The sequence below is a fragment of the Desulfobacula toluolica Tol2 genome, assembly GCF_000307105.1.
Classification (GTDB): Bacteria; Desulfobacterota; Desulfobacteria; order Desulfobacterales; family Desulfobacteraceae; genus Desulfobacula; species Desulfobacula toluolica.
This window is the reverse complement of sequence record NC_018645.1, coordinates 261,060-282,732: the sequence shown is the minus strand read 5'-3', so window position 1 is coordinate 282,732 and position 21,673 is coordinate 261,060. Positions and strand designations below refer to the sequence as shown.

Sequence of the window (21,673 nt, the reverse complement as noted above, 5' to 3'; positions counted from 1 at the left end):
CTCCTGTTTCCTAATCAATGTAATAAACTGCCGGTTCTGTTCCAAATTCTTTCCGGAGCTGTTTACCTTTTTTCTCCATGATCAAACGGCTGATCTCACTGTTGGGATCATCCAGATCACCGAAAATTCTTGCGCCGACCGGACAGATATTAACGCAGGCAGGCGAAGCATCTTCGTCTTTGCCAGGTGTCAGGCCTTTTTTAAGCCCTTCGTCAATACGTTCTGAGCAGAAATTGCATTTAATAACGGTTCCCACTTTAAAAGGATATAATTTTTCCCCGATCAGTTCCATCTCGGTTTTACCCTGTCCGGGAAAATATTCCTTGTCTTTTACTTTTTGATCATAATATGTTCTCTGCTGATACGGACAGCTGACAAGACACGCTCTGCAGCCGACGCATTTTTCATCATCAACCGCAACAATCCCGTCCTCTCTTATGTAGGTCGCTCCGGTAGGACACGCTTCCACACATGCCGCATCAGTACAATGATTGCAGAGAATCGGATAGATCAACTTGCTGGATGACGGGAATTTCCCGGTTTCTCCAATAAGTACCCTGTTAAAGAATACTCCCGGAGGAAGAAAATGTTCCTCTTTACATGCGATTGTACAACCCCAGCAGGCGATACATCTTTTTACGTCAATTACCATTCCCCATCTTGGCATAACGGCTCCTTTATAGATATTAAAGTTATCCCTATGATTGACCCTTCACAACTATTGATCATTTAAAGGTCAAATAATTCCACTTCGTCAAACCCTCTTTTGGCACAAACGATATTGGCCGCAAGCTTTTTACCTGAAAAATAATCTTCCAGGGCTTCACAACACGGTTCAATGTCCAGCAGACCCGACATCCTGGCAAATGCACCTACGATTACCGTATTGGGTATGGCAAGACCGATCTCTTCCAAGGCAATTTTATTGGCATCAATAATTGCCAGTTTTTTAAGATTGTCATTGGAAAAAGTTACCGTGTTATCCGGATCATTCAACAGCATCATTCCGCCTGGCAGCAAACCTTGAAAAACAGCTTCGGAATTTCTCTGGCTGGGATCAAGCACCACGATAATATCAGGATTATAAATCTGTGTTTTTTCCCGTACAGGTTTGTCTGAAAATCTTCCAAAAGCTGTGACAGGGGCTCCCCGTCTTTCAAACCCAAACATTGGAAAACTGGCACCGAATTGTCCGGTCCTGGCAAAAGCATTTGCAAGGATTTTTGATGTGGTTACAACACCCTGCCCCCCTCTACCATGAAATCTGACTTCACTCATTTTGTATTTCCTCCTCTAATCTTCCGCAGATACCGGAAGCTGACATTCTGCTTCCAGCTGGCTCAACCCGCCCAACATACAGTATTCGTAATCCACATCATCCTGAAGGATCTGAAGATCTGCTTCATTCAAATGAGCGAATTTTTTACTCAACTGGGTATAGTTGGATATAGGTTTGGGTTTTTTAACGGTTTTGGTCATCCTGATTTTGCCATTTTCTGCTTCCCAAAGGGGGAAATAATTTGTTTTTACAGCCCTTCGGCACACTTCAATGGTATTTTCAGGTGCGAAACCCCAGCCGGTTGTGCAGGGAGCAAGAATATGAAGGAATGCAAAACCTCTTTTTTTGGCTTCTTTGGCTTTTAATAATTTTTTCGCAAGATCGTCCAGGTCGCTTAAGGTGGCGGTGGCGGCATAGGGAATTTTGTGCATGGCCATTTTCAGGGCAAGACTCATTCTTCTAAGATTCTTCCCTTTGGAAGCCGATCCAAACGGCGTTGTTGTTGTGGTCGCACCAAAGGGGGTGGTGCCGCTTTTCTGGATACCGGTATTCATGTAACCTTCATTGTCATAACAAATATAAATAAAAGGTTCGTTTCTTTCCGCAGCACCGGACAGGTTTCCAAACCCGATATCTGCGGCTGTTCCATCACCGTTGAAACAGACAACCGTGTTATCAATGCCCGCTTTTCTGTAATATCTGGCAAGACCTGTGGCATTGGCGGCAGCACCTGTCATCAAGGTTCCAAAATAAGACAGTTTATGCCATGACTGGTTGTTCTGTCCAAGCAGAACTGGCGCTGAACACGATGGCGTACCGGTAATGACGATATCATTGCCCAAAATTCTGGGGATCAGTCGTATCAATAACTCAAGACCGCAGCCAGGGCAGAATGCCACTCCTTTTGAAAAAGGGTCCTCATGCTTGAGGTGATCCAGAACCTTTGTCAGTTTGCCTTTCTTTTTTTCCGTCATCTTAAAGCCCTCCATCTTCCTGGGCTTCAGGATATGAAACCCATGTGACTTCACGAACATCCTTGCCCGCAGCAAGATCACAAGTTGTATCAATCATTTGCCCGACATTGGCGGTTGTGATATCCGTGTTGGCAATACCATCAATAAAACTGATCATTTTTGAACCGTTAAGCTTTGTTTCAAAAGCTTTGAGTTCAGTATATATGGGACCGCCCTTGAATCCGAAACAAAGGCTTCTGTCCACAACGCCAATGGCTTTTTTGCCTTTGAGCGCTTTAACCATTGCTTCGCTTGGGAAGGGCCTGTACATTCTCATCTTCAAAAGACCGACTTTGACACCTGCATCTCTTTTCGTATCAATAACGGTTTTAATTGTGCCGCACATTGAACCTGAACCCACCAGAACCACATCTGCATCATCCATTCGATATTCTTCAATAAGGCCACCGTAGCTGCGACCGAAAATATCTTCAAACTCCTTATCAATCTGCTTGAATTTCTCTTTGGACCTCTCCATTGCAGACACATGTTTGTGCCGAAGCTCAAGATATCCGCCAAGGATTCCATGAGAACCGCAGCCCAGTTTTTCTCCGGGAGTAAGTTTTGTTCTTTCCGGCTGATCTTTTAAAACAGCTAAAAATTTATCCACATCTTCCTGAAAAGGCACATCCACACCTTCAGACAGATACGACAGGTAAAACCCGTCATAATGAACCATAACCGGCACCTGGATGTCATAATCTTCAGCCAGGCGATAGGCCTGGAGAACCATGTCAAGAACTTCCTGACAATCCTCGGCAATCAGGAAAATCCATCCGCAATCCCTTGTGGAGATCATGTCCTGCTGGCCTGAAGATACGGCAATAATACCGGGTGTTTCACGGTTTACATTGACCATGACCACGGGAGCCCTTGCTCCGGCTGTTGCCAGAACAGCATCATACATGAATGCAAGCCCCCATGAAGACGTAGCCGTAAATACCCGCCCGCCGGCAAGGGAGGCGGCCATAACAGCGTTCATGGCGGAGTTTTCGCCCTCAACGGTAATCAGTTCACAATCCATTTCTTCGTTTGCATGAAATTTGGAAATCTGCTCGATAATTTCTGTCTGGGGTGTAATCGGGTATGCTGCCACCACGTCCGGACGGGCAAGTTTCGCAGCAATGGCGGCTGCGGCATTTCCTGTTATAACCTTAATCTGTGATTTTTCCATTACTTTTGTAATCATTTTTTAAAATCCCCCTCCGGCTCCATGGAAATTGCATCTTTGGGACACTCTTTGGCACAGATCCCACAGCCTTTACAAAATGCCAGGTCAGGCGAAAAATACGAATTTTCAACCATCTCCATTACCTGAATCGGACAATAAATCGCACAAAAGCCACAAAAGATGCATTTGTCCTTATCAACGACCGGGCGTTTGCTTCGCCAATCCCCGGTATCAGAACACATCAGGGGATCATTTGCATCCGACCACGGCCCTTCATGCTTAAAAAATTTGTTTGGTGACATACAACCCTCTCCTCCTTAGAAAATAAGATAACCCGTTATGAAATATAACCCTGTCATTCTTTCTATTTCATGATTAATACATAGCGACAGTTCGATTGCATTGTCAAGCAAAAAATAATTTTTCAACTAAAAAAAAATTGAAATTGAACAATAAGAAGTGATAGTTATGAAATCCAACAAGACTTTAAAATTATACGAATGGTTGATCTATCAACTATTTATGACCATTTGCTCTGCTTATTATTATTTTATTAGGATAATCCTCAACCAATTTTTTTTTTCATAAGGCACTCAAACACCCTCGACTAATTCCGGTTAAAACCAAAATTTCGCAAAAGTTTAATTCGTCCCGGACTTCAGGAACTTTTAAATTATTCTTGGAACATCATCCAGACAACCAAAGGAGACATATACAATTCCGGATCAACAAAAAGAATCATTGCGTAATAAAGATATCATGAAGCTGCAAAAAAACAAAAAAAAGATCAATCGGGAAAACAGGGGGCGTTTGTTTTCCCGATTGTTTATGAATTGAACAACCGGCGTTTATGCCGGAATCTCATTTATTCCGGAATCTATCCAGAATTTTAAATTTATCCTAAAATCTCATCCGGACCGATACCAATGGCATCTGCAACACCTTTACCATAATCAGGATCTGCTTTCATACAATTTTCAATATGGTGAATTTGAATCTGTTTGGGAGCATCTGCAATGGAACGAGCTGTATTTTCAAACAAAACTTTTTTTTGTTCGTCACTCATCATTTTAAACAATCGGCCGGGTTGGCTATAATAATCCTCATCAGCCCGGTGATCCCAATGATCGGCTGCTCCTTCAAGGCTTAGCGGCGGCTCCCTGAAGTCCGGCTGATCCTGCCATTGTCCAAAACTATTGGGTTCATAACCAAGAGTGGAGCCGTGATTTTCGTCAACCCTCATTTGACCGTCCCTGTGATAACTATGAAATGGACACCGGGCCTTATTAACAGGAATCAGATGATGATTTACACCCAGTCGATACCGCTGGGCATCGGCATAGGAGAAAAGACGCCCCTGGAGCATCTTGTCAGGAGAAAACCCGATTCCGGGAACGATGTTTGCCGGATTAAAAGCAGATTGTTCAACTTCGGCAAAATAATTTTCCGGATTCTTATTCAATTCCATCTCACCCACTTCAATAAGAGGGTAATCCTTATGATACCAGACCTTTGTTAAATCAAACGGATTGTAAGGACAAGTTGCTGCATCTTGCTCCGGCATCACCTGGATAAACAGTGTCCATTTGGGGAAATCCCCTTTTTCAATGCTCTCATACAGATCTCTTTGGTGGGTTTCACGGCATTTGCCAATGGCAGCTTCAGCTTCCTGGTCGGTCAGATTTTTAATTCCCTGTTGGGTACGAAAATGGAATTTTACCCAATAACGTTTGTGATCAGCGCTGATCAAACTGAAGGTGTGGCTGCCGAATCCATGCATGTGGCGGTAGGAAGCAGGAATCCCCCTGTCACTCATCACAATGGTCACCTGATGAAGGGCTTCCGGTAATGATGTCCAAAAATCCCAATTGTTTAATGCGCTTCTCATATTGGTTCTGGGATCTCTTTTGACGGCATGGTTGAGATCGGGAAATTTTAAGGGATCACGCAGAAAAAAAACCGGGGTATTGTTTCCCACAAGATCCCAGTTGCCCTGCTCAGTATAAAATTTAACGGCAAATCCACGGATATCCCGCTCAGCATCGGCAGCACCCCGCTCGCCGGCCACGGTGGAAAACCGCATAAACAATTCAGTCTTTTTGCCGATTTCAGAAAATATTTTTGCTTTGGTGTATGCTGTAATATCGTGGGTAACCGTAAAGGTTCCATAGGCACCTGAACCTTTGGCATGCATCCGTCTTTCCGGGATCACTTCACGGTCAAAGTGGGCCAGTTTTTCCAGGAACCAGACATCCTGCAACAATTGAGGCCCCCGAGGACCTGCCGTCATTACGTTCTGATTATCTGCAACAGGAGCTCCTGCATTATTGGTTAATTTTTTCTTTTCAGACATGATAAACCTCCTTTAAAAAATTAGACACCAAAAGATATTTCATTTGATATTTTATAAAAAACCCGTACGGTTACCGGCAGCAGTAATGCCAGCAGGGGTAAATCAAAATACAAACAAGCGGTCAATTAAGGTGGTCTGTAATCATGTCCGTATTAAAGAAAAGATCACGATACCGCCCCTTTAGACACACCCGCTCAGACGGCCTGTTGTAATTAATCTTAAAATCAAACTCATTCAGACGTGAATAAAATTTGTCGTAAACCGTGACATCCGTTTCCAGGTTGACACAGCAATTATCACACAAATCAAACAATTTTACGGCATGGTGTGCCATCATATAAAAGCAGGCTGCCGACAAATATTTACAGTGAAGTTCTTTGTATATTTCAGGATAAAATTTCGATACATATAAACTGTTTGAAAATGTCTCATGGGAAAAAATCAGGGTTCTTGAAATTTGCTTCATTTTCTCTTTGCTGTGCAAAAAATACTCAACACATGAACAGTCTCTCTCATACGATAGTGAAAATCTTTTCAGCAAAACAGGCATATGCATCATCAAAAAATGAGACTCCATATGCCCTGGTATCGGCAAAACCATTATACGGCATCCTTAATATACAAGTAAAATTTTACAAACCATATGCCTTTCAGGTTTCAGCGTCAAGAAGTTATTGAATTAAGGCATAATACATACAGGTTTCATAAAATTTACTCAAGCAAACAAAAACAACACACAGGTCATTATCAGGCCGGAATATCAGGAACAATAGGGATAGCAGTTACTGGTACAGGAGAATTTTTCAAAACTTTTTCAGTTACGGATCCAAAACGAAATTTTCCTTTTTCGCCGTGACTTGCCATGACAACCATATCCACTTGCTCAGTGTCGATAAATTTTAAAATTTCCTCTGCAGGATCACCCACAGCAACATGCTTGACATAGAGAGGACATCCGTCCATGTATTTATCGCAGATTTGATCCAGCCTTTTTATTGCAGACTTATGAGCCCATTCCATGAGTTCATTTATATGGGTCTTTCCAAATTCCCCATACCATGATTCATGATGAGCAATATCCCGAATAACATAAAGCACATATATTTCAGCGCCATATTGACGGGTTAAAGATTGAACATAGGGAAGAGCTTTTTCAGCATTGGCTGAAAAATCAGTCGGCCAAAGTATTTTTTCTATTTTCATGACAACTCCTTTTTATAAAATTCATTGGGGTGATGTCTTTGAAACCTTAAAATAAATCCGATATTATTATTGTAAACAAAAGAATGACTATATGGGTTATTATATGTTTAATTCTTCTAATAATTCTGATCAGTTCGTCATTGAAAAAAATGCCATGACCGGGTAATGGTCTGACGGATAACGGCCTGAAATGGAATCGGTGATTATTTTTTTTTGAATAACCTTTAAATGGCCTCTATACAAAATCCAATCTATATGATCCAGGGTTTTTTCGCCGGTGAAATTGTGAAATGTTGTTGAGTGCTGGTTATCAAACACTTCACAAAAACCCTTGGCCCGGAACAATGCATGTGCTTTTCCGTCCGGATTTGAATTAAAATCCCCGGTTACGATAACCGGGCAGTCCCCTGGAAATTCAGATAAAAACCGGATCACCAGTGCAACGCTTTTCTTTTGAACGGATTCTTCAAAATCAAAATGGGTATTTGCAACAATCACCTTGTAAGATGCCTTGCGAAACAACCCGATGACACATTGCCGTGGCCATTTGCTGCCCGGCATTTTGGACTCAATGCCAGGTGTATCCGTTAAAAAATAATGTTTGTTTCTAAGGCATTCCCAGGATTTGTGATAAAAAATAAGATTGCTTTGCCATCTCTCTTTGGAAGGATTGTGCCAGCCTATAAAATGATGATCCCTTAAATTTTGGATTAAAAACCGGGTTTGAAAGTGATTGGACTCCTGGATGCCCAAAAAAGTTGAAGGATACCGGTTGAGCAGTTCTGCACACAATTGTTTCCGGTTTGGCCATGAATTGTCGCCATCATCGGCAAGGCCGAACCTGAGATTCATTGTCATAGCTGTAAAATCGGATTTTTCTGCCGCCATTCTTCTCCTTGCACCCTTACCCGGCAGCCCTGCTCCATTTTATCACAAAACAGGTGATGCCTTTTTTGAATCATGGTATGGCTTCTTTATTTTTAAATTCAATCTTCAAGGCCCACTATTATTCATACCAGAATTTTGGTTTACTTGAAAGATCAAACAAAACTCCTTTATTTTTTGCTGTTGCATTTTTCAAAGTCATTCTTATCTTTGAAAGTATGAACTGCATGGTTTGCACCAAGCAAATTTAAAAAGGCTGTCATATGTTTAAACATATAAAATAAGGAGGACGTCATGAAAGCAACAGAATGTGTCCCTCAGAAAATATCCAAGCTTATGCTGGGTTCATTGATGCTGATCGCAGCTTTGGGCCTTATAATTATCGGAATCACCCTGCTTCCTGTTTTTGGGTTTATGCTTGCCGTGCCTGTCATTGCACTGGCAATTTATATTTTCAAACTTCATTTAAATGAGAAATGTGAGATTGATTTTTAAGTAGACTGATTTTTTTGCAAAAAAACTTTCAAAAGGCTTTTTGAAAACAAATTTCAAAAAGCCTTTTTTCATGCATCAAGACATTTTCCGAAATTCATCCATTGAACGGCCCCTGATAGCCTCGGCAATTTCAAACACATAATCGTAAATATGAAGCCCTTTGGATGATGCTATAATTTCACCGTTTTCAACCCCGATCTGTTCAGCACAATATTGTTTCATCATTTCAATGGCTGCAAGGTTTGCAGGAAAACCGCCAAACAGATCCCATGACCGGAAATAAGGGAAAAAATGAAGCTTTCCATCCTGAATCCGGGTATCAATATGCCGAAGACAGGGCGGATCAATCAATACCATATCAGACGGCTGCCCCACTTGAAGAATCATCTGGTTGTTCCTGTACCCCTTGTTTTTATAGGTCCAGATCATCAGCTCCATCTGGTTTACAAAATATTTATTGTCTTGTTCAATTAAAATATTGTTGTCTTCCCAGACCTCTTTTTCCTGAACCAGAATTTTGGTCAGTTTTCTATAGTCATCCGGCAGATATTCCAGATCACATTTACAGATCCGCTGCCCATATGTATAGGACTCACCTTCTTTTTCCTCACCAGTCATAAGATACGGCAGATAATCATCCAAATAACCTTCTTCCACGGGATCAGGAAATCCCAATGCAGGATTTACCTTTGGCAGCAGGGGAATGGAATACGGATGAGTGATATGAATGGTGATAAAGTCGAATTCAAGTCTTTTCTGACCCTCAAATGATCCACGATTAATGGTAAAGGGCCTGCCTTGCTCCACACACCTGTAAAGGGTCTGGAACCAGGCATCTGAGAGACTTGTGGCTTTGATAAACAGCGGTTGTAACATGGGTACTCCTTATTTAATTATACACTCTTGTTCACTCTTGAAGGATATACTTTAATCCAAATTGTGACAACCGTATTCGCATTAATCAATATTTTTTTAAACAATCTTTTTTAAACTATTAACACCCCTCAATCTCGCCCATAAAAGTTATTTTTAGTTATTTTTAGTCAATAATACATATTTTTTGTATTTTTTAAAAATATATATTGACAAATACTTACCTTGCATATAAATAAACTAACCAGATAAATTATCAAGTAAGATTTGACATACACCGAACTTGATAAGAATCAAAAATGTTATAGATACAAAAAAATATGGAAATTAAAGAAATAAACGATCATGGATAATGACAGGAAAATGTTAATCTAAAACAAAACCCCATCTCCTTGGCAAGCATTATCCAGCAGCCTGTTCTGTTCCGACCCTAGCAGAACAGGCTGCACTCTTTTTTTAAAGGATTTTTCCTTCCTGAACCAACACTTTCCCATCTACCATTACAAGACTGACATCAGAGGCTTTTGAAGAATACACAAGAGTTGAGAAGGGATCATACATGGGGGTTACATGAGGCTTGTCCATATCAACCAGCACAATGTCCGCGCTTTTCCCTTTTTCAATGGAACCGGTAATATGATCCAGCCCAATAGCTTTGGCCCCCTTGATGGTGGCCATTTTCAATGTTGTTCGCGCATCCATGACACACGGGTCCAGCAATGCAACCTTGTGCAGCTTGGCAGCCGTATCCATTTCAGCAAAAAGATCATGGTCATTATTGGAAGCACAACCGTCCGTGCCCAGACCCACAGGCACCCCTTTTTCAATCAGCTTTGGAACCGGTGCTATCCCGGATGCCAGCTTCATATTGGATTCCGGACAATGCACAACACTGGCACGGCTTTTTTTAATAACATCAATGTCTGAATCATCAATCCAGACAGAATGAACCAGCAAGGTTTTTTCATCCAGAATACCAATAGAATCAAGATATTTTATGACGGACAGCTTCCCAAGCCCCTGCACCAGATTTATCTCATTGCGTGTTTCCGCCACATGGATCTGAAAAAGAACTCCTAAATCCACAGCAGCCTTTTTGGCTTTGATCAGGGTTTCTTTTGAGCAGGTATAAGGGGAGTGACAGAATATGGAAGGAGACAGTCGCGGTGATGCATCTTTAAATCTTTTCACAAACCCGATTGCCTCCCTTACATTCTCTTTTGGATCAGCAACACCCGGGGCCGGAAAATCAATCACACCCTGCCCTGTTACCGCTCTGATACCGGATTCCATAACAGCCTTTGCCACTCTTTCTTCATGAAAATAACCGTCACAGCATGTCGTAGTCCCGGAAAGCAGCATCTCAATGCATGAATGACGGCTCCATTTTTCAACTGATTCAGGGTTCACATGCTTGGCCTCAGCCGGAAAAATATGATCATTGAGCCAGACATCAAGGGGAAGGTCATCGGCCAGCCCCCTGAACATGGACATGGGAAGATGGGTATGGCAATTGATCAGACCGGGCATGATTATTTTTCGATCCGCATGAATACGGTTTTTTACATTTACACCGAAAAATTCATTTGCCTTGCCGCAGGCTTTGATAACGCCGTCCTTTATCAAAACCGCTCCATCCTCAACAACCGGCAAACCTTGGGCCATGCTAATCAACAACCCGTTATTTATTAAAGTATCATATTCCATATTTTTTTCCTTTTTCAACAAACTAAGGTAAGACATCGGCATATTCCATCAGTTCTAAATCAGTTCTTTGAATTGAACAACACCTAAATCAAGAATTTTTCTTTTAATGAATTCTCTTTCATATTGACAACAAACAATGTTTTAATATAACATATGAACAAATGTTCAAGTGAGGAGATATCAAATGGATATATGCGCAATCAAATGCATCAATGAAAAAAAAGTGAAAGAAACCGTCAAAACCATCCCGAAACAAAAAGATATCGGACAAATGGCGGATATATTCAAGGCATTAAGTGATCCGTCAAGACTCAAAATTGTCCTTGCCCTCCTGAACCAGGAGCATTGCGTCTGCGATATTGCCGTTATTTGCAACCAGACGGATTCCGCCATTTCCCACCAGCTTCGAATATTGCGGACATTAAAAATCGTAAAAAACCGCAGGGAAGGCAAAATAATTTATTACTCCATTGATGATGAGCATGTCACCTCTTTGATCAACATGAGCCTTGATCATGTAAGGCACTGAAATTAAGGATTAATGTAAAAATGACCATTATATATGAAATATTAAAAGAATCCTGGTACATTTATCTGGATGTTGCAATATATATGTTGTTTGGATTTTTAGTGGCAGGCATTTTGTATGTTTTTTTCAAAACTGAAAAAATAAAACACTATCTTGGAACCGGCAAGATCAAGCCGGTAATATTGTCCGCACTGTTCGGGATTCCCATCCCTTTATGCTCATGTGGTGTTGTCCCGGTTGCAGTAGGTCTTAAAAAGCAAGGTGCCAATAACGGGGCTGCCCTTTCCTTTATGATTGCCACACCTGAATCCGGTGTGGATTCCATCGCCATTTCCTGGGCCATGCTGGACCCGATAATGACTGTAATCCGACCAATTGCCGGATTTATTACAGCCGTTTCCACAGGAATTGTCCAGAATTTTTTTGGAACTGATGATACGCCCAATAGCATATCTGAGAATAGATCTGAAAAAACTCTCAATGGAACAATAGATGGCACACCAGATAAAAAAAAGATGTTTAAAAAAACAATATTTAAAAAAACCGGAGGCTGAGGATGTGCAGCAACCAGCTGTGCAGTTGCACCTCAGAAAAACCAGGCACTTTATGAAAGACTGAAAAATGGCCTTAAATATGCCTATGGAGAATTACTGACAGATATTGCAAAACCCTTTATTGTCGGAATCTTAATTGCAGGCACAATCACCTTTTTTTTCCCGGATGACCTTACTGTCTGGGCAAATGATCACCAGTTTTTATCCATGCTGATGATGCTGGCCGCAGGCACACCCATGTATGTGTGTGCCACATCCTCCACCCCCATTGCCGCTGCATTAATCCTCAAGGGCCTGAACCCGGGGGCGGCACTGGTATTTTTACTGGCCGGTCCTGCAACCAATGCCGCAACCATGAACATCATAAAAAACATATTCAATACACGGGCTTTGATCATCTACCTGTCCATGATTGCCGTCTGTTCTCTTGCCATGGGCTTTATAGTGGACTGGCTGTATGTCATATCAGGTGTCCAGGCAAGCGTTACAATCGGCCAGGCATCAGAAATCATACCCTACCCTGTCCAGCTGATTTGCGCTATGGTACTTACCATGCTGATTTTTTACAATAAAATATCCAACATGAGACAGGAGGCAAAGCATGCCCATTCCCATTGACAAAACGGTTTCACCCTTTGTCATCCCCAACATCCGGTTGTTCATTGCCTTTAAGGTCTTGTTTAATTCACGATTTTACTATCCGGTATTTACCATCCTGTTCCTTGATTTCGGACTTACCGTGGCCCAGTTTGCCATCCTCAACGCTGTCTGGGCTGCCACCATCGTCCTTGCCGAAGTTCCTTCAGGGGCTCTGGCTGACATTATCGGCAGAAAACGGCTGCTGGTGTTTGCAACTTTCACCATGATTGTTGAAATCGGCATCATCAGTTTTGTGCCCAAAGTATCTCCTTCAGTCATCTTCATTGTTTTTCTTGTCAACCGGATTTTGAGCGGCCTGGCAGAAGCTGCTGCCAGCGGCGCTGATGAAGCCATTGCCTACGACTCACTTGTGGCGGAAGGCAACCCTGACCAATGGGGCAGAGTATTGGAAATCTTAATGCGGTTTCAATCCATCGGATTTATTGTGGCCATGAGCATCGGAGCTGCCGTATATGATCCAAACCTGCTTGAAAAAATCTGCCGGTTTTTCGGGCTTGCCATGACCTTTTCCCAGGAAACCACCATGCGGTTTCCTTTATACCTTACCTTTATCCTGGCAATCTTGGCCTGTATTACCACCCTTAAAATGAAAGATCCTGATACTGATTCTTCTTCACCAAATGCAAAACCAAAACAGGCCAGACAGGCCTTTGCTTTAACACTCCAGGCAGGCCTCTGGATTTTTAAAACCCCTTTTGCCTTGTCGGTTATTCTTTTCGGAATGCTGTTTGACGGCCTCATCAGGATGGTCATAACTCTTTCCAGCCAGTACTACAGGATGATTGAACTGCCGGAATCCACTTTCGGTCTCATTGGATCACTTGTTGCCATGCTGGGACTTGTGATTCCCAAAATAGCTAAAAAAATAACTAAAATCAGTTCTCCTCACCATGCCCTCTGGCTCACCGCCGGACTAACCATTACGGGCCTTGCCTTCATGAATCTTTTTTGGCCTTACACCGGATTAATACCCGCTTTGATCACGTTCAGCGCCATGTATTTCACTGGTTTTTTTGTCAGCTTTTATATCAATCAGATCACATCATCCGACCAGAGAGCAACGGTTCTGAGTTTTAAAGGCCTGGCCTATAACATTTCCTATGGTGTTTTAGGCATTTTCTATGCCCTTGTTTTAAAAATTAAAAAACAAAGTATTCAATCAGAAGATATTGAAAATATCGTTTTTATGGACACCTTTTCCTGGTTCCCGTTAACCTTTATTGCCTGGTTTCTTCTCTTGCTGGTGATCTATTTTTTCTGGTTAAAAAAACCTTCTTCATCCTGACAAGCCACCTGATAAAGCGGTTTAACTAAAATCAATCCTGTGTTATATGTTCTGACAATCAAAACCCAATATCACCAAAAGGAGAAGGCATGAAAAAATCAACAATATGGTTGTTTTCAGGTATTTTAATCGCAGGGCTTATTTCCCTGACCGCGTGTTCCGATAAACCAAAAGGAGAAAAACCAAGTCCTGATGCAGTAATCAAAATGCTGCAAGACGGAAATGACAGGTTTGTAAGCGGAAAATCAGAACATCCGAATATAAACAAGAATCGTCTGATCCAGGCTGGTCGGGAAAGCCAGGCAGATCATGCTTATGCAACCGTTATCACCTGCTCTGATTCAAGAGTGCCGGTAGAAGCAATTTTTGATGCCGGGATCATGGATATTTTTGTGATACGGGTAGCAGGCAATGTATGCGACACAGACGAAGTAGGCTCTATAGAATATGGCCTTGCACATGTACATACCCCTGTCATGCTGGTTCTTGGACATACCCAGTGCGGCGCTGTTACAGCCGTTACCAATGCTGTTCTGGGAAAAGGGCACGCATTGGAGCGAAATATTCCGCCTCTTGTTGACAATATCGAACCTGCGGTGAAAAAAGCCATGGAGATATATCCTCATGCCAAAGGCGATGAGATTATACCCCTGGCTATTGAAGAAAACGTCTGGACCAGTATCCGGGATCTATTCATGAAAAGCCCGTCCACACGCGATCTGGTTAAAAACGACAAGGTAAAAGTGGTTGGTGCCATCTATGATGTGGGAACCGGAAAAATCAACTGGTTAAAACAGGCAAAAGTGATCAATATTCTCCATGAAGTAGAAGCAGATCCTCAACGAGCCCTTGAAGCCATGGCGTCTCATGATGAGGCTCCTCATGAAGATGCGGCTCAAGACCATCCGGTTCCCCAAAAAGAAACCGACAAAGAAACTGATGCAGTCCAGCACGAATAAGCTGGCGGAACAAAAAGCAATTTTTAATCAGATTTGGCGAACTTTTGGTTCGTGATTTTTTATTCTTGACATATCCATATGGAAGCACTATGTATACCCAAATTTGGTAGCAGAAGCTGCCAACAATACGTTTTAAGATTTTAAGATAAAAAATTTCAGCCACGAAGGCATGCATCCTGAAACGGATGATATGGTTTCGTGGTTTTTTTTTGCCATTTGAAAAAGAAGAGGTGACAAAGAGCTTCAAGTAAAATAAAAAAATTAGTGAAAGAGCGGGAAAGCAGCCGCGACCGGCAAAAGTAGCAGGCTGCGTTCCCTTGAATCCACTCCCGGAAAGAAGGGATGCATAAGGACTACTATACCTTGGCATCTTATCCCCGTCAAGGGTTCCTCTTTCTCCTATAATGTCTTTTATCATCCATAGGATGACTTTTAAATTAATTATTCAATATTAGGAGAAGAACGTATGATATATCACCAAAGGTTTCGGTTTAAATTTACAGTAATAACGCTATTTGCCCTGATGCTTTTACAGGGATATGCATGGGCTTCAGAGTCAAGCAAAGTTCTTAAAATAGACGAAGTTACAGTTCAAGGCCAATCCTGCAAAATCTCGCCGCCTCCTCCTTCGGCAACCATAATAACACAAGACCAATTACAGAACCATTTTTTGGATAAACCATTGTATATCATGGAAAAAGTTCCTGGGGTTGCCATTCAGGATTATAGCCAGGGGGCAGTTGCCAGTGCTTTTACAATGCGGGGGCTTAGGCTTGGCCATAACACGGGTGTCGCCATATTCGTCGATGGGGTGCCTTTAAACGAATCGACTTCCCATGGGGACGGGTATGGTGATTTCAATGCCGTAATACCCGAAGATATTGCCTATGTTGAGGTCATCAAGGGACCATCGTCTGCCCTTTACGGGCAATTTGCCAGGGCCGGCGTGGTCAATATAGTTACAAAACACAGGGGCGATTTCAACCGCATAAAGTTTGGCCTCGGGGATTGGGACCGCCAGAGGTTCCAGATGTCTATGGGCCGTGAAACCGGTAAGCTGAACTCTGTTTTTGGGGCGGACATTACCAAACAGGATGGCAAAACCTCAAACTCTGAAATGGTAAAGGCAAACGTAACAGGGAAGTTTACCTATGATTTCAGTGAAGATCTAACAGGTTCTCTTGCTTTAAATCTTTATACTGTGGATTGGGATCATCCTGAATATCTTACCCAGGCCCAATGGGATGCTGGCGATTTCTGGAGCGCCAAGCCCCTTGGGGGAGGAAAAAGAGACCGATATGGTTTTAATACCAACTGGACATATGATCTTTCAGACGATGATTTTTTAAATTTTTTATTCTATGCCTACCGATCAAACCTTACCCGCTATAGGGACAAGGATACCCGGGTGGATGAAGAATATCATGATCGAGATATTTATGGCGGAAGCACAAGTTATGTATGGAATACTGAACTTGGCGGCATGGCAAACAACCTTATCTTGGGTTTTGACGGCCAGGTAGAATTGACACATACCATCAACGCCCAGAATCCCAGCCGAATTCGCACAGCTCGTGAGATCGTGACAGTGGATGGCGAGAGTACAATAATGACCTATTCCATGTTTTTACAAAACCAACTGGCCCTGACAGATGCCTGGAAACTTACCGCAGGCGGCAGATATGACCATATATCCGGAGATTTGGACGATTCTTTGACAGGAATATCCACTGATATGGAAGACTATAATATCTTCAGCCCCAAGGCAGGCATCGAGTATACTCCTCTTGCCGGGTATACCTTTTTTACCACATATGGAGAAGGTTTTAAACTGCCCAATGGATTTGATAAATTCAAATACCCTGACCTGAAAAAGGAAACCTATACTCAATACGAATTAGGAGTCAGGATGAGTCCTCTGCCTAATCTGGAAACGACATTGACAGGATTTATTCTCGATGTTGAGGATGAAATATTAATTGATGCGGCAGCCGACACCAAGACCAATACAGGTGAAACCCGCCGTAAAGGGATTGAGCTGTCCTTGGATTATGCGCTCTTGGATCATCTGCAATTGTACGGCACACTTTCTTATATCAAGGGAGAATATGAAAATTATATCAGCAACGGTGTAGACTATTCCGGTACGGATATCGAACTTGTTCCCAACTGGATCTATAGTTTCGGTGCTGAATGGAGACCCCCTCAAGGATTTTTTGCCGGTTTTGACACCCGGTTTGTAGGAGAAGGCGAAAAAAATAAATATGAGGTCGGTTATAATGGTATCAGGGAGAAAACCATTGATTATCTGGTTACTGACCTTCAGTTGGGTTACCAGTATAAAAATTACTCGATAGCATTGGATATTACCAATATTTTTGATGAAAGGTATCCGGCTTATGAGTCCTCATCTTCTTATAGAACGGCCAATCCACGCGGGTGCTTTTTGAGTTTCACCATGACCTATTAGGCGTTGTTACCACAGGATGTCTTTATCTATGCAGTTACCAAGCCCACCATTAGCAATAGGTATTGCTGATCTTTTGCAGGATCAGAAGATAGAGCATTTATTCATAACCCATGCCGCGAAGGATATTTTCCTTTTGTTGGAAAGGATGATGCGTGGCTGTTTTTAATAATTGTATTAAAGGAGAATTTCATGTTCAAAACCTGTAAATTTAAAACTTATAATTTTTTTTTATTCTCATTAATAAGCTGTTTTGTCTGCCTGCCATCTGTTTTGGCCCATGAATTTATCATAAAGCCTGTTTTGATGAGTGTTGAGCCTGGCGAAAAGGTTCCTTTCAGCGTAATCTCTGCCCATGTGTTCATGGTAAGTCAAGAAATGGAACCGGCAGATAAAGTGGAGGTCTCAATGATCAAGGGTGATGCTGTGACCCCCTTAAAACTTACGTCCAATCCAATACTGATGTCCCAAGACGGAATTGTCCTGTGCAAAGAGCACGGCTATTCAATTCTCGCCGGTCACAGAAAGGGTATGATTTGGACCCAGACCACCCAAGGGTATAAGCAGGGCGGGAAAAAAGGACTAAAAAATGTGGTCTCAGCCAGTAAAAAATATGAGAAATTTTGTAAAACCATTATCAGGGCAGGCAAGGCAGACAATGGATACGGCAAAATAATAAATGATAAACTTGAGATCGTGCCTTTGACAGATCCGGGTACTGTCAAGATTAATACGGAAATGGAATTTAAAATTATTTATGATGGCAAACCCTTCTCTACAGATGTCTTTGCCACCTATGACGGTTTCAGCGCAAACCCCAACACCTATGCATATTTTACACAATGCAATAGCCAGGGCATTGCAAAGGTAAAAATAACCCACCCGGGCAACTGGATGGTCCGTATTCAAACCGAGTCCAAACAGGCAGGCCAGGATTATGATATCCATGTAATGAGAGCCATTCTGGTATTTGAGGTGAAATAAATAAAACTGCGACTCTTCTTAAATTCAATTTTTGGACTTAAGCTTTAGCAGACAAAGTCAGGCTTGTTTTATTGTAATTTTTATCAAAGATATTCAAACCATCAAAAAAACTCAAAAACGCAAGCCTGACCCCATTAACAGCCCTGCCTTAAACAATTTCGCCAAATCAGCATCCTGTTTTTTCCCTTTTCATCGTCACAATGGACACTGATTGGGATTCAATAAAATATGCTGTTTGACACACTGACATCAAGCATAAGTTTGACTTTTAAGATGAGCCTAATGTATATATCACATAAAGTCAGACCTTTTAAGTGTGTTAATTGATCAAAATTGACATTCTCGAGATATTTTAAGCAAAAATTTATTAGGAAAACCTTGTGATTAAATCAAAAATAAAAATAAGATATAGATATGTGCCTGCCGGCATCAGTATCCTGTATGAGGATCAGGACATCATTGTCATTGATAAGAGTTCAGGTCTTTTGAGCGTTAAAGCAAAGTACGAAAAAGAAAAGACAGCACATCAATTGCTTATAAATTACGTTAGAAAAGGCAATCCAAGGGCAAAAGTCAACCTGTTTGTTGTACATCGTTTGGATCGTGAGACATCTGGAGTGTTGGTCTTTGCTAAAAGCTTCAAAATTCGTGAGAAATTTGCAAACCAGTGGGACAATGTAGAAAAAAAATACCTGGCTATCGTCCATGGTAATTTAGCAAAAAAGAATGGAATCATTGAATCTTATCTTGCTGAAGGAGACGATTATATGATGCGATCTGTCGAAAACCCAGAAGAAGGAAAGTTTGCCAAGACTAAATATAAGGTAAAAAATGAGTCTAAAAACTATAGTATATTGGAAATTGATCTTTTAACGGGCAAAAAAAATCAAATCCGTGTTCACTTATCCGAACTTGGGCATCCCATTGTCGGTGATTTAAAGTATGGTGAAAATGAGAGGGGGCGTTTGGCATTACATGCTTTTTCGATCAAATTTAAACACCCCTTTAACAATCAAGAAATGAAGTTTGAAACTAAAATACCTGAATTTTTTACAAACTATTTTAAGCCCCAGGGCAAAATCGGGGCTAACAAACAGCCACGATACTGAATTTATCTATCTTCATTAAACTGCCCGAAGATGAACTTGAGTTGACACCTTGTCAAACTTAAGGGTGGTCAGATATTCCTTGGATTAACGCCAATTAATCCAAAAAAGAAGGATTAAATGACCACCACCACCACCCCCCGACAAAGGGAATATTCATACCGGAGACTAACCTTTCAAGATATTTTACTTTTTACATATTCATAAAATTGATTTGCGGCTTGACAATTTAATACAATCGTATTAAACAAATTTATCAATACATATGTATTAATAAATTTGTTTAAAAGGATCAGATATGCCGAAAAGTAAATCAAAAAATACTCAAAAAGAATTATTTGAAGCAGGCATCAAAGTATTCGCTAAAAAGGGATATCGGGACGCAACTGTCAGGGAAATCTGTAAAAAAGCAGGGGCAGCCAACATTAATGCTGTTAATTATTATTTCGGATCCAAGGAAAAACTGTACCGTGAAATTCTGGATGCCATTTTTTCCGCTTATGATCGGTTTGACCAGGAGGACTGGGATCGAAAAACACCCCGGGAGCAGCTCAGGTCAATGATTTCAAATTTCTGCGCCATGCTCTATAAGAACAATGCTTTTGCCTCGGACATCACATCCATTTTTATCTCCGAGATGACCCGGCCCTCCCCGTTCATCAAAGAGCTGGTGGATACCTATAATCGGCCCCGGATCAAGCGGCATATAAAGATGTTCCGGGATCTTTTAGGAGAGGATGCGACAGATGACATGGCCCGGGACTGCCTGGTATCTGTGGCCGGACAACTGCTTTACTACAGTTTTGCATGGCCGGTTTTTTCACGGCTGTTTCCAGATTATTCTGCGGATGAGAGATATGAACAATGGGCCGCCCATGTATATGAATTTTCTTTGGGAGGTATTGAGGCGGTACGAAACAACATTTTCAAAAAAAAGGAGAACACCCATGGGAATTAAGCTTGTATCACAGCCGTTTATAGAGAATGCTGTTAAGACATCCGGCCTGGAGGATTTCGGTGGAGATACCTTTAAACAGGGCCTGGAAGTGCTGATCAATTCCCTGAACAATGACCTGGACCTGGCTGAAGGCACTGCCGGGTATTTTCAGCAGATGATCACTCAGATCCTTGTCAACCGGCTGCAGGTTACCCAGTTGATAAAAGATCATCCTGAAATTAAGGGTGAAGAAATTAAGGCCCCCATTATTATCGTGGGACTGCCCAGGACCGGCACCACCATTACCCAGACCCTGATGGCTTTGGATCCATTGTCCCGGTTCCTGAGAAATTTTGAATCCGCAGGTGCTGTCTGCCCGCCGCCCCCTTTGTTACCCCACATGCCTGATCCAAGGATACAATCAAGTTACGATGCCATGGAAGGGTTGTTCTCAATGGCACCTGAGCTGCGGGGAATCAACGGAATTAATTTCATGGCCCTTGGCACCGCAGAATGCCAGAACCTCATGGCCCATGAATTTATTCATGCGGGCTGGAGTGCCGGGTCCAGCCTGTTCAGTCACGGCAATTGGTTGGGGGACTGCGACATGACCAAGGCCTATGAATGGCACAAACGCCTGCTCCAGGTTTTCCAGTGGAAACTACCCAATGAGTACTGGGTACTCAAGGCTCCCATTCACCTGTTCGGCCTGGAGTCCCTTTTAAAGACCTATCCCGACGCCAGAATCATATTTACACACCGGGATCCATTTGAAGCCATGGTGTCCGGTGTCAGCCTGGTTTCCCGTTGGACGCAACTCACCACTGGTCAGGTGAATATCCCGGCCATAGCGAACTGGTATCCTGCTCTTTGGGTCAAGGGGCTCGAGCGGGCCTTAGAGGTTCGAAAAAAATTGAGGGAGGAACAGGTTTTTGATGTGTTTCACACAGATCTGAGCCAGTATCCGATAGTATCCATGAAAAAAATATACGAACACTTTGATATACCCTTCAGCCGAACGGTCCAAAAACGGATGCAGGTCTGGCTGTGGGACAATCCCCGTTCAAAATTCGGCAGCCACTTATGTAATGCATCTGAACTGGGAATTGACCCGGACCTGGAAAAAGAACGGTTCGGTTTTTACCTTAACCGCTTGTAAATATTCAGCGACTATTAGATTTTACCGAGCGTATGGTACAGAAGATGTTTGATC

General features: G+C 42.1%; 21 protein-coding genes. 10 read left to right on the top strand and 11 right to left on the bottom strand.

Features of this window, described 5'->3' with window-relative positions; genetic code table 11:
- Positions 1 to 10: 10 nt before the first annotated feature.
- The 9 genes from TOL2_RS01325 to TOL2_RS01285 form a co-directional block, all read right to left on the bottom strand.
- Positions 11 to 667, bottom strand: a complete 657-nt coding sequence (locus TOL2_RS01325; RefSeq protein ID WP_014955760.1) for a 4Fe-4S dicluster domain-containing protein — start codon at positions 665 to 667, stop codon at positions 11 to 13.
- A 62-nt stretch (positions 668 to 729) separates the two neighbouring features.
- Positions 730 to 1,278: a 2-oxoacid:acceptor oxidoreductase family protein gene (locus tag TOL2_RS01320; RefSeq protein ID WP_014955759.1), complete on the bottom strand. Its 549-nt coding sequence runs from the start codon at positions 1,276 to 1,278 to the stop codon at positions 730 to 732.
- A 15-nt stretch (positions 1,279 to 1,293) separates the two neighbouring features.
- Complete coding sequence (locus TOL2_RS01315) at positions 1,294 to 2,253, bottom strand: thiamine pyrophosphate-dependent enzyme (RefSeq protein ID WP_014955758.1); 960 nt, start codon at positions 2,251 to 2,253, stop codon at positions 1,294 to 1,296.
- A gap of 1 nt (position 2,254) precedes the next feature.
- Positions 2,255 to 3,481, bottom strand: coding sequence for a pyruvate synthase subunit PorA (locus tag TOL2_RS01310; protein ID WP_232508028.1), 1,227 nt, complete (start codon positions 3,479 to 3,481; stop codon positions 2,255 to 2,257).
- The gene (locus TOL2_RS01305; RefSeq protein ID WP_014955756.1) at positions 3,478 to 3,765 is read right to left on the bottom strand and encodes a 4Fe-4S binding protein; all 288 of its coding nucleotides are present in this window, start codon (positions 3,763 to 3,765) and stop codon (positions 3,478 to 3,480) included. The genes TOL2_RS01310 and TOL2_RS01305 overlap by 4 nt, the downstream gene beginning before the upstream one ends.
- A gap of 593 nt (positions 3,766 to 4,358) precedes the next feature.
- Positions 4,359 to 5,816 carry a catalase gene (locus TOL2_RS01300; protein ID WP_014955755.1) on the bottom strand — a complete coding sequence of 486 codons (1,458 nt, stop codon included), beginning with the start codon at positions 5,814 to 5,816 and terminating at the stop codon, positions 4,359 to 4,361.
- 121 nt (positions 5,817 to 5,937) lie between these two features.
- Positions 5,938 to 6,282, bottom strand: coding sequence for a hypothetical protein (locus TOL2_RS01295; protein ID WP_232508027.1), 345 nt, complete (start codon positions 6,280 to 6,282; stop codon positions 5,938 to 5,940).
- A 281-nt stretch (positions 6,283 to 6,563) separates the two neighbouring features.
- Complete coding sequence (locus tag TOL2_RS01290) at positions 6,564 to 7,019, bottom strand: universal stress protein (RefSeq protein ID WP_014955753.1); 456 nt, start codon at positions 7,017 to 7,019, stop codon at positions 6,564 to 6,566.
- Positions 7,020 to 7,148: 129 nt separating this feature from the next.
- Positions 7,149 to 7,907, bottom strand: a complete 759-nt coding sequence (locus TOL2_RS01285) for an endonuclease/exonuclease/phosphatase family protein (RefSeq protein ID WP_014955752.1) — start codon at positions 7,905 to 7,907, stop codon at positions 7,149 to 7,151.
- A gap of 291 nt (positions 7,908 to 8,198) precedes the next feature.
- On the opposite strand from TOL2_RS01285, the gene TOL2_RS01275 reads away from it, so the two are divergent.
- Positions 8,199 to 8,399 (top strand): hypothetical protein, encoded by a 201-nt coding sequence (locus tag TOL2_RS01275; protein ID WP_041279189.1) that lies wholly within the window; start codon positions 8,199 to 8,201, stop codon positions 8,397 to 8,399.
- A gap of 75 nt (positions 8,400 to 8,474) precedes the next feature.
- Here the strand turns inward: TOL2_RS01275 and TOL2_RS01270 are convergent, their stop codons facing one another.
- Together TOL2_RS01270 and TOL2_RS01265 are read right to left on the bottom strand one after the other, a co-directional pair.
- Positions 8,475 to 9,275, bottom strand: coding sequence for a thymidylate synthase (locus TOL2_RS01270; protein WP_014955751.1), 801 nt, complete (start codon positions 9,273 to 9,275; stop codon positions 8,475 to 8,477).
- Positions 9,276 to 9,728: 453 nt separating this feature from the next.
- Positions 9,729 to 10,979, bottom strand: coding sequence for an amidohydrolase family protein (locus TOL2_RS01265; RefSeq protein WP_041279188.1), 1,251 nt, complete (start codon positions 10,977 to 10,979; stop codon positions 9,729 to 9,731).
- A 184-nt stretch (positions 10,980 to 11,163) separates the two neighbouring features.
- Between TOL2_RS01265 and TOL2_RS01260 the strand changes: the two genes are divergently transcribed.
- The 9 genes from TOL2_RS01260 to TOL2_RS23310 all read left to right on the top strand — a co-directional run bounded on the left by TOL2_RS01260 (position 11,164) and on the right by TOL2_RS23310 (position 21,619).
- The gene (locus TOL2_RS01260) at positions 11,164 to 11,508 is read left to right on the top strand and encodes an ArsR/SmtB family transcription factor (RefSeq protein ID WP_014955749.1); all 345 of its coding nucleotides are present in this window, start codon (positions 11,164 to 11,166) and stop codon (positions 11,506 to 11,508) included.
- 20 nt (positions 11,509 to 11,528) lie between these two features.
- Positions 11,529 to 12,680, top strand: a complete 1,152-nt coding sequence (locus tag TOL2_RS25335; protein ID WP_269764187.1) for an SO_0444 family Cu/Zn efflux transporter — start codon at positions 11,529 to 11,531, stop codon at positions 12,678 to 12,680.
- The gene (locus tag TOL2_RS01250; RefSeq protein ID WP_014955747.1) at positions 12,664 to 14,007 is read left to right on the top strand and encodes an MFS transporter; all 1,344 of its coding nucleotides are present in this window, start codon (positions 12,664 to 12,666) and stop codon (positions 14,005 to 14,007) included. Before TOL2_RS25335 ends, TOL2_RS01250 begins: the two co-directional genes overlap by 17 nt.
- Positions 14,008 to 14,096: 89 nt before the next feature.
- Complete coding sequence (locus TOL2_RS01245) at positions 14,097 to 14,966, top strand: carbonic anhydrase (RefSeq protein WP_014955746.1); 870 nt, start codon at positions 14,097 to 14,099, stop codon at positions 14,964 to 14,966.
- 466 nt (positions 14,967 to 15,432) lie between these two features.
- On the top strand, positions 15,433 to 17,436 hold the full coding sequence (locus TOL2_RS01240) for a TonB-dependent receptor (protein ID WP_014955745.1): 2,004 nt from the start codon (positions 15,433 to 15,435) through the stop codon (positions 17,434 to 17,436).
- Between the two features lie 189 nt (positions 17,437 to 17,625).
- On the top strand, positions 17,626 to 18,417 hold the full coding sequence (locus TOL2_RS01235) for a DUF4198 domain-containing protein (RefSeq protein WP_014955744.1): 792 nt from the start codon (positions 17,626 to 17,628) through the stop codon (positions 18,415 to 18,417).
- A 380-nt stretch (positions 18,418 to 18,797) separates the two neighbouring features.
- On the top strand, positions 18,798 to 19,526 hold the full coding sequence (locus TOL2_RS01230; protein WP_014955743.1) for an RluA family pseudouridine synthase: 729 nt from the start codon (positions 18,798 to 18,800) through the stop codon (positions 19,524 to 19,526).
- Between the two features lie 295 nt (positions 19,527 to 19,821).
- The gene (locus TOL2_RS01225; RefSeq protein WP_014955742.1) at positions 19,822 to 20,481 is read left to right on the top strand and encodes a TetR/AcrR family transcriptional regulator; all 660 of its coding nucleotides are present in this window, start codon (positions 19,822 to 19,824) and stop codon (positions 20,479 to 20,481) included.
- On the top strand, positions 20,471 to 21,619 hold the full coding sequence (locus tag TOL2_RS23310) for a sulfotransferase family protein (RefSeq protein WP_014955741.1): 1,149 nt from the start codon (positions 20,471 to 20,473) through the stop codon (positions 21,617 to 21,619). The genes TOL2_RS01225 and TOL2_RS23310 overlap by 11 nt, the downstream gene beginning before the upstream one ends.
- The last annotated feature ends 54 nt before the right edge of the window (positions 21,620 to 21,673 follow it).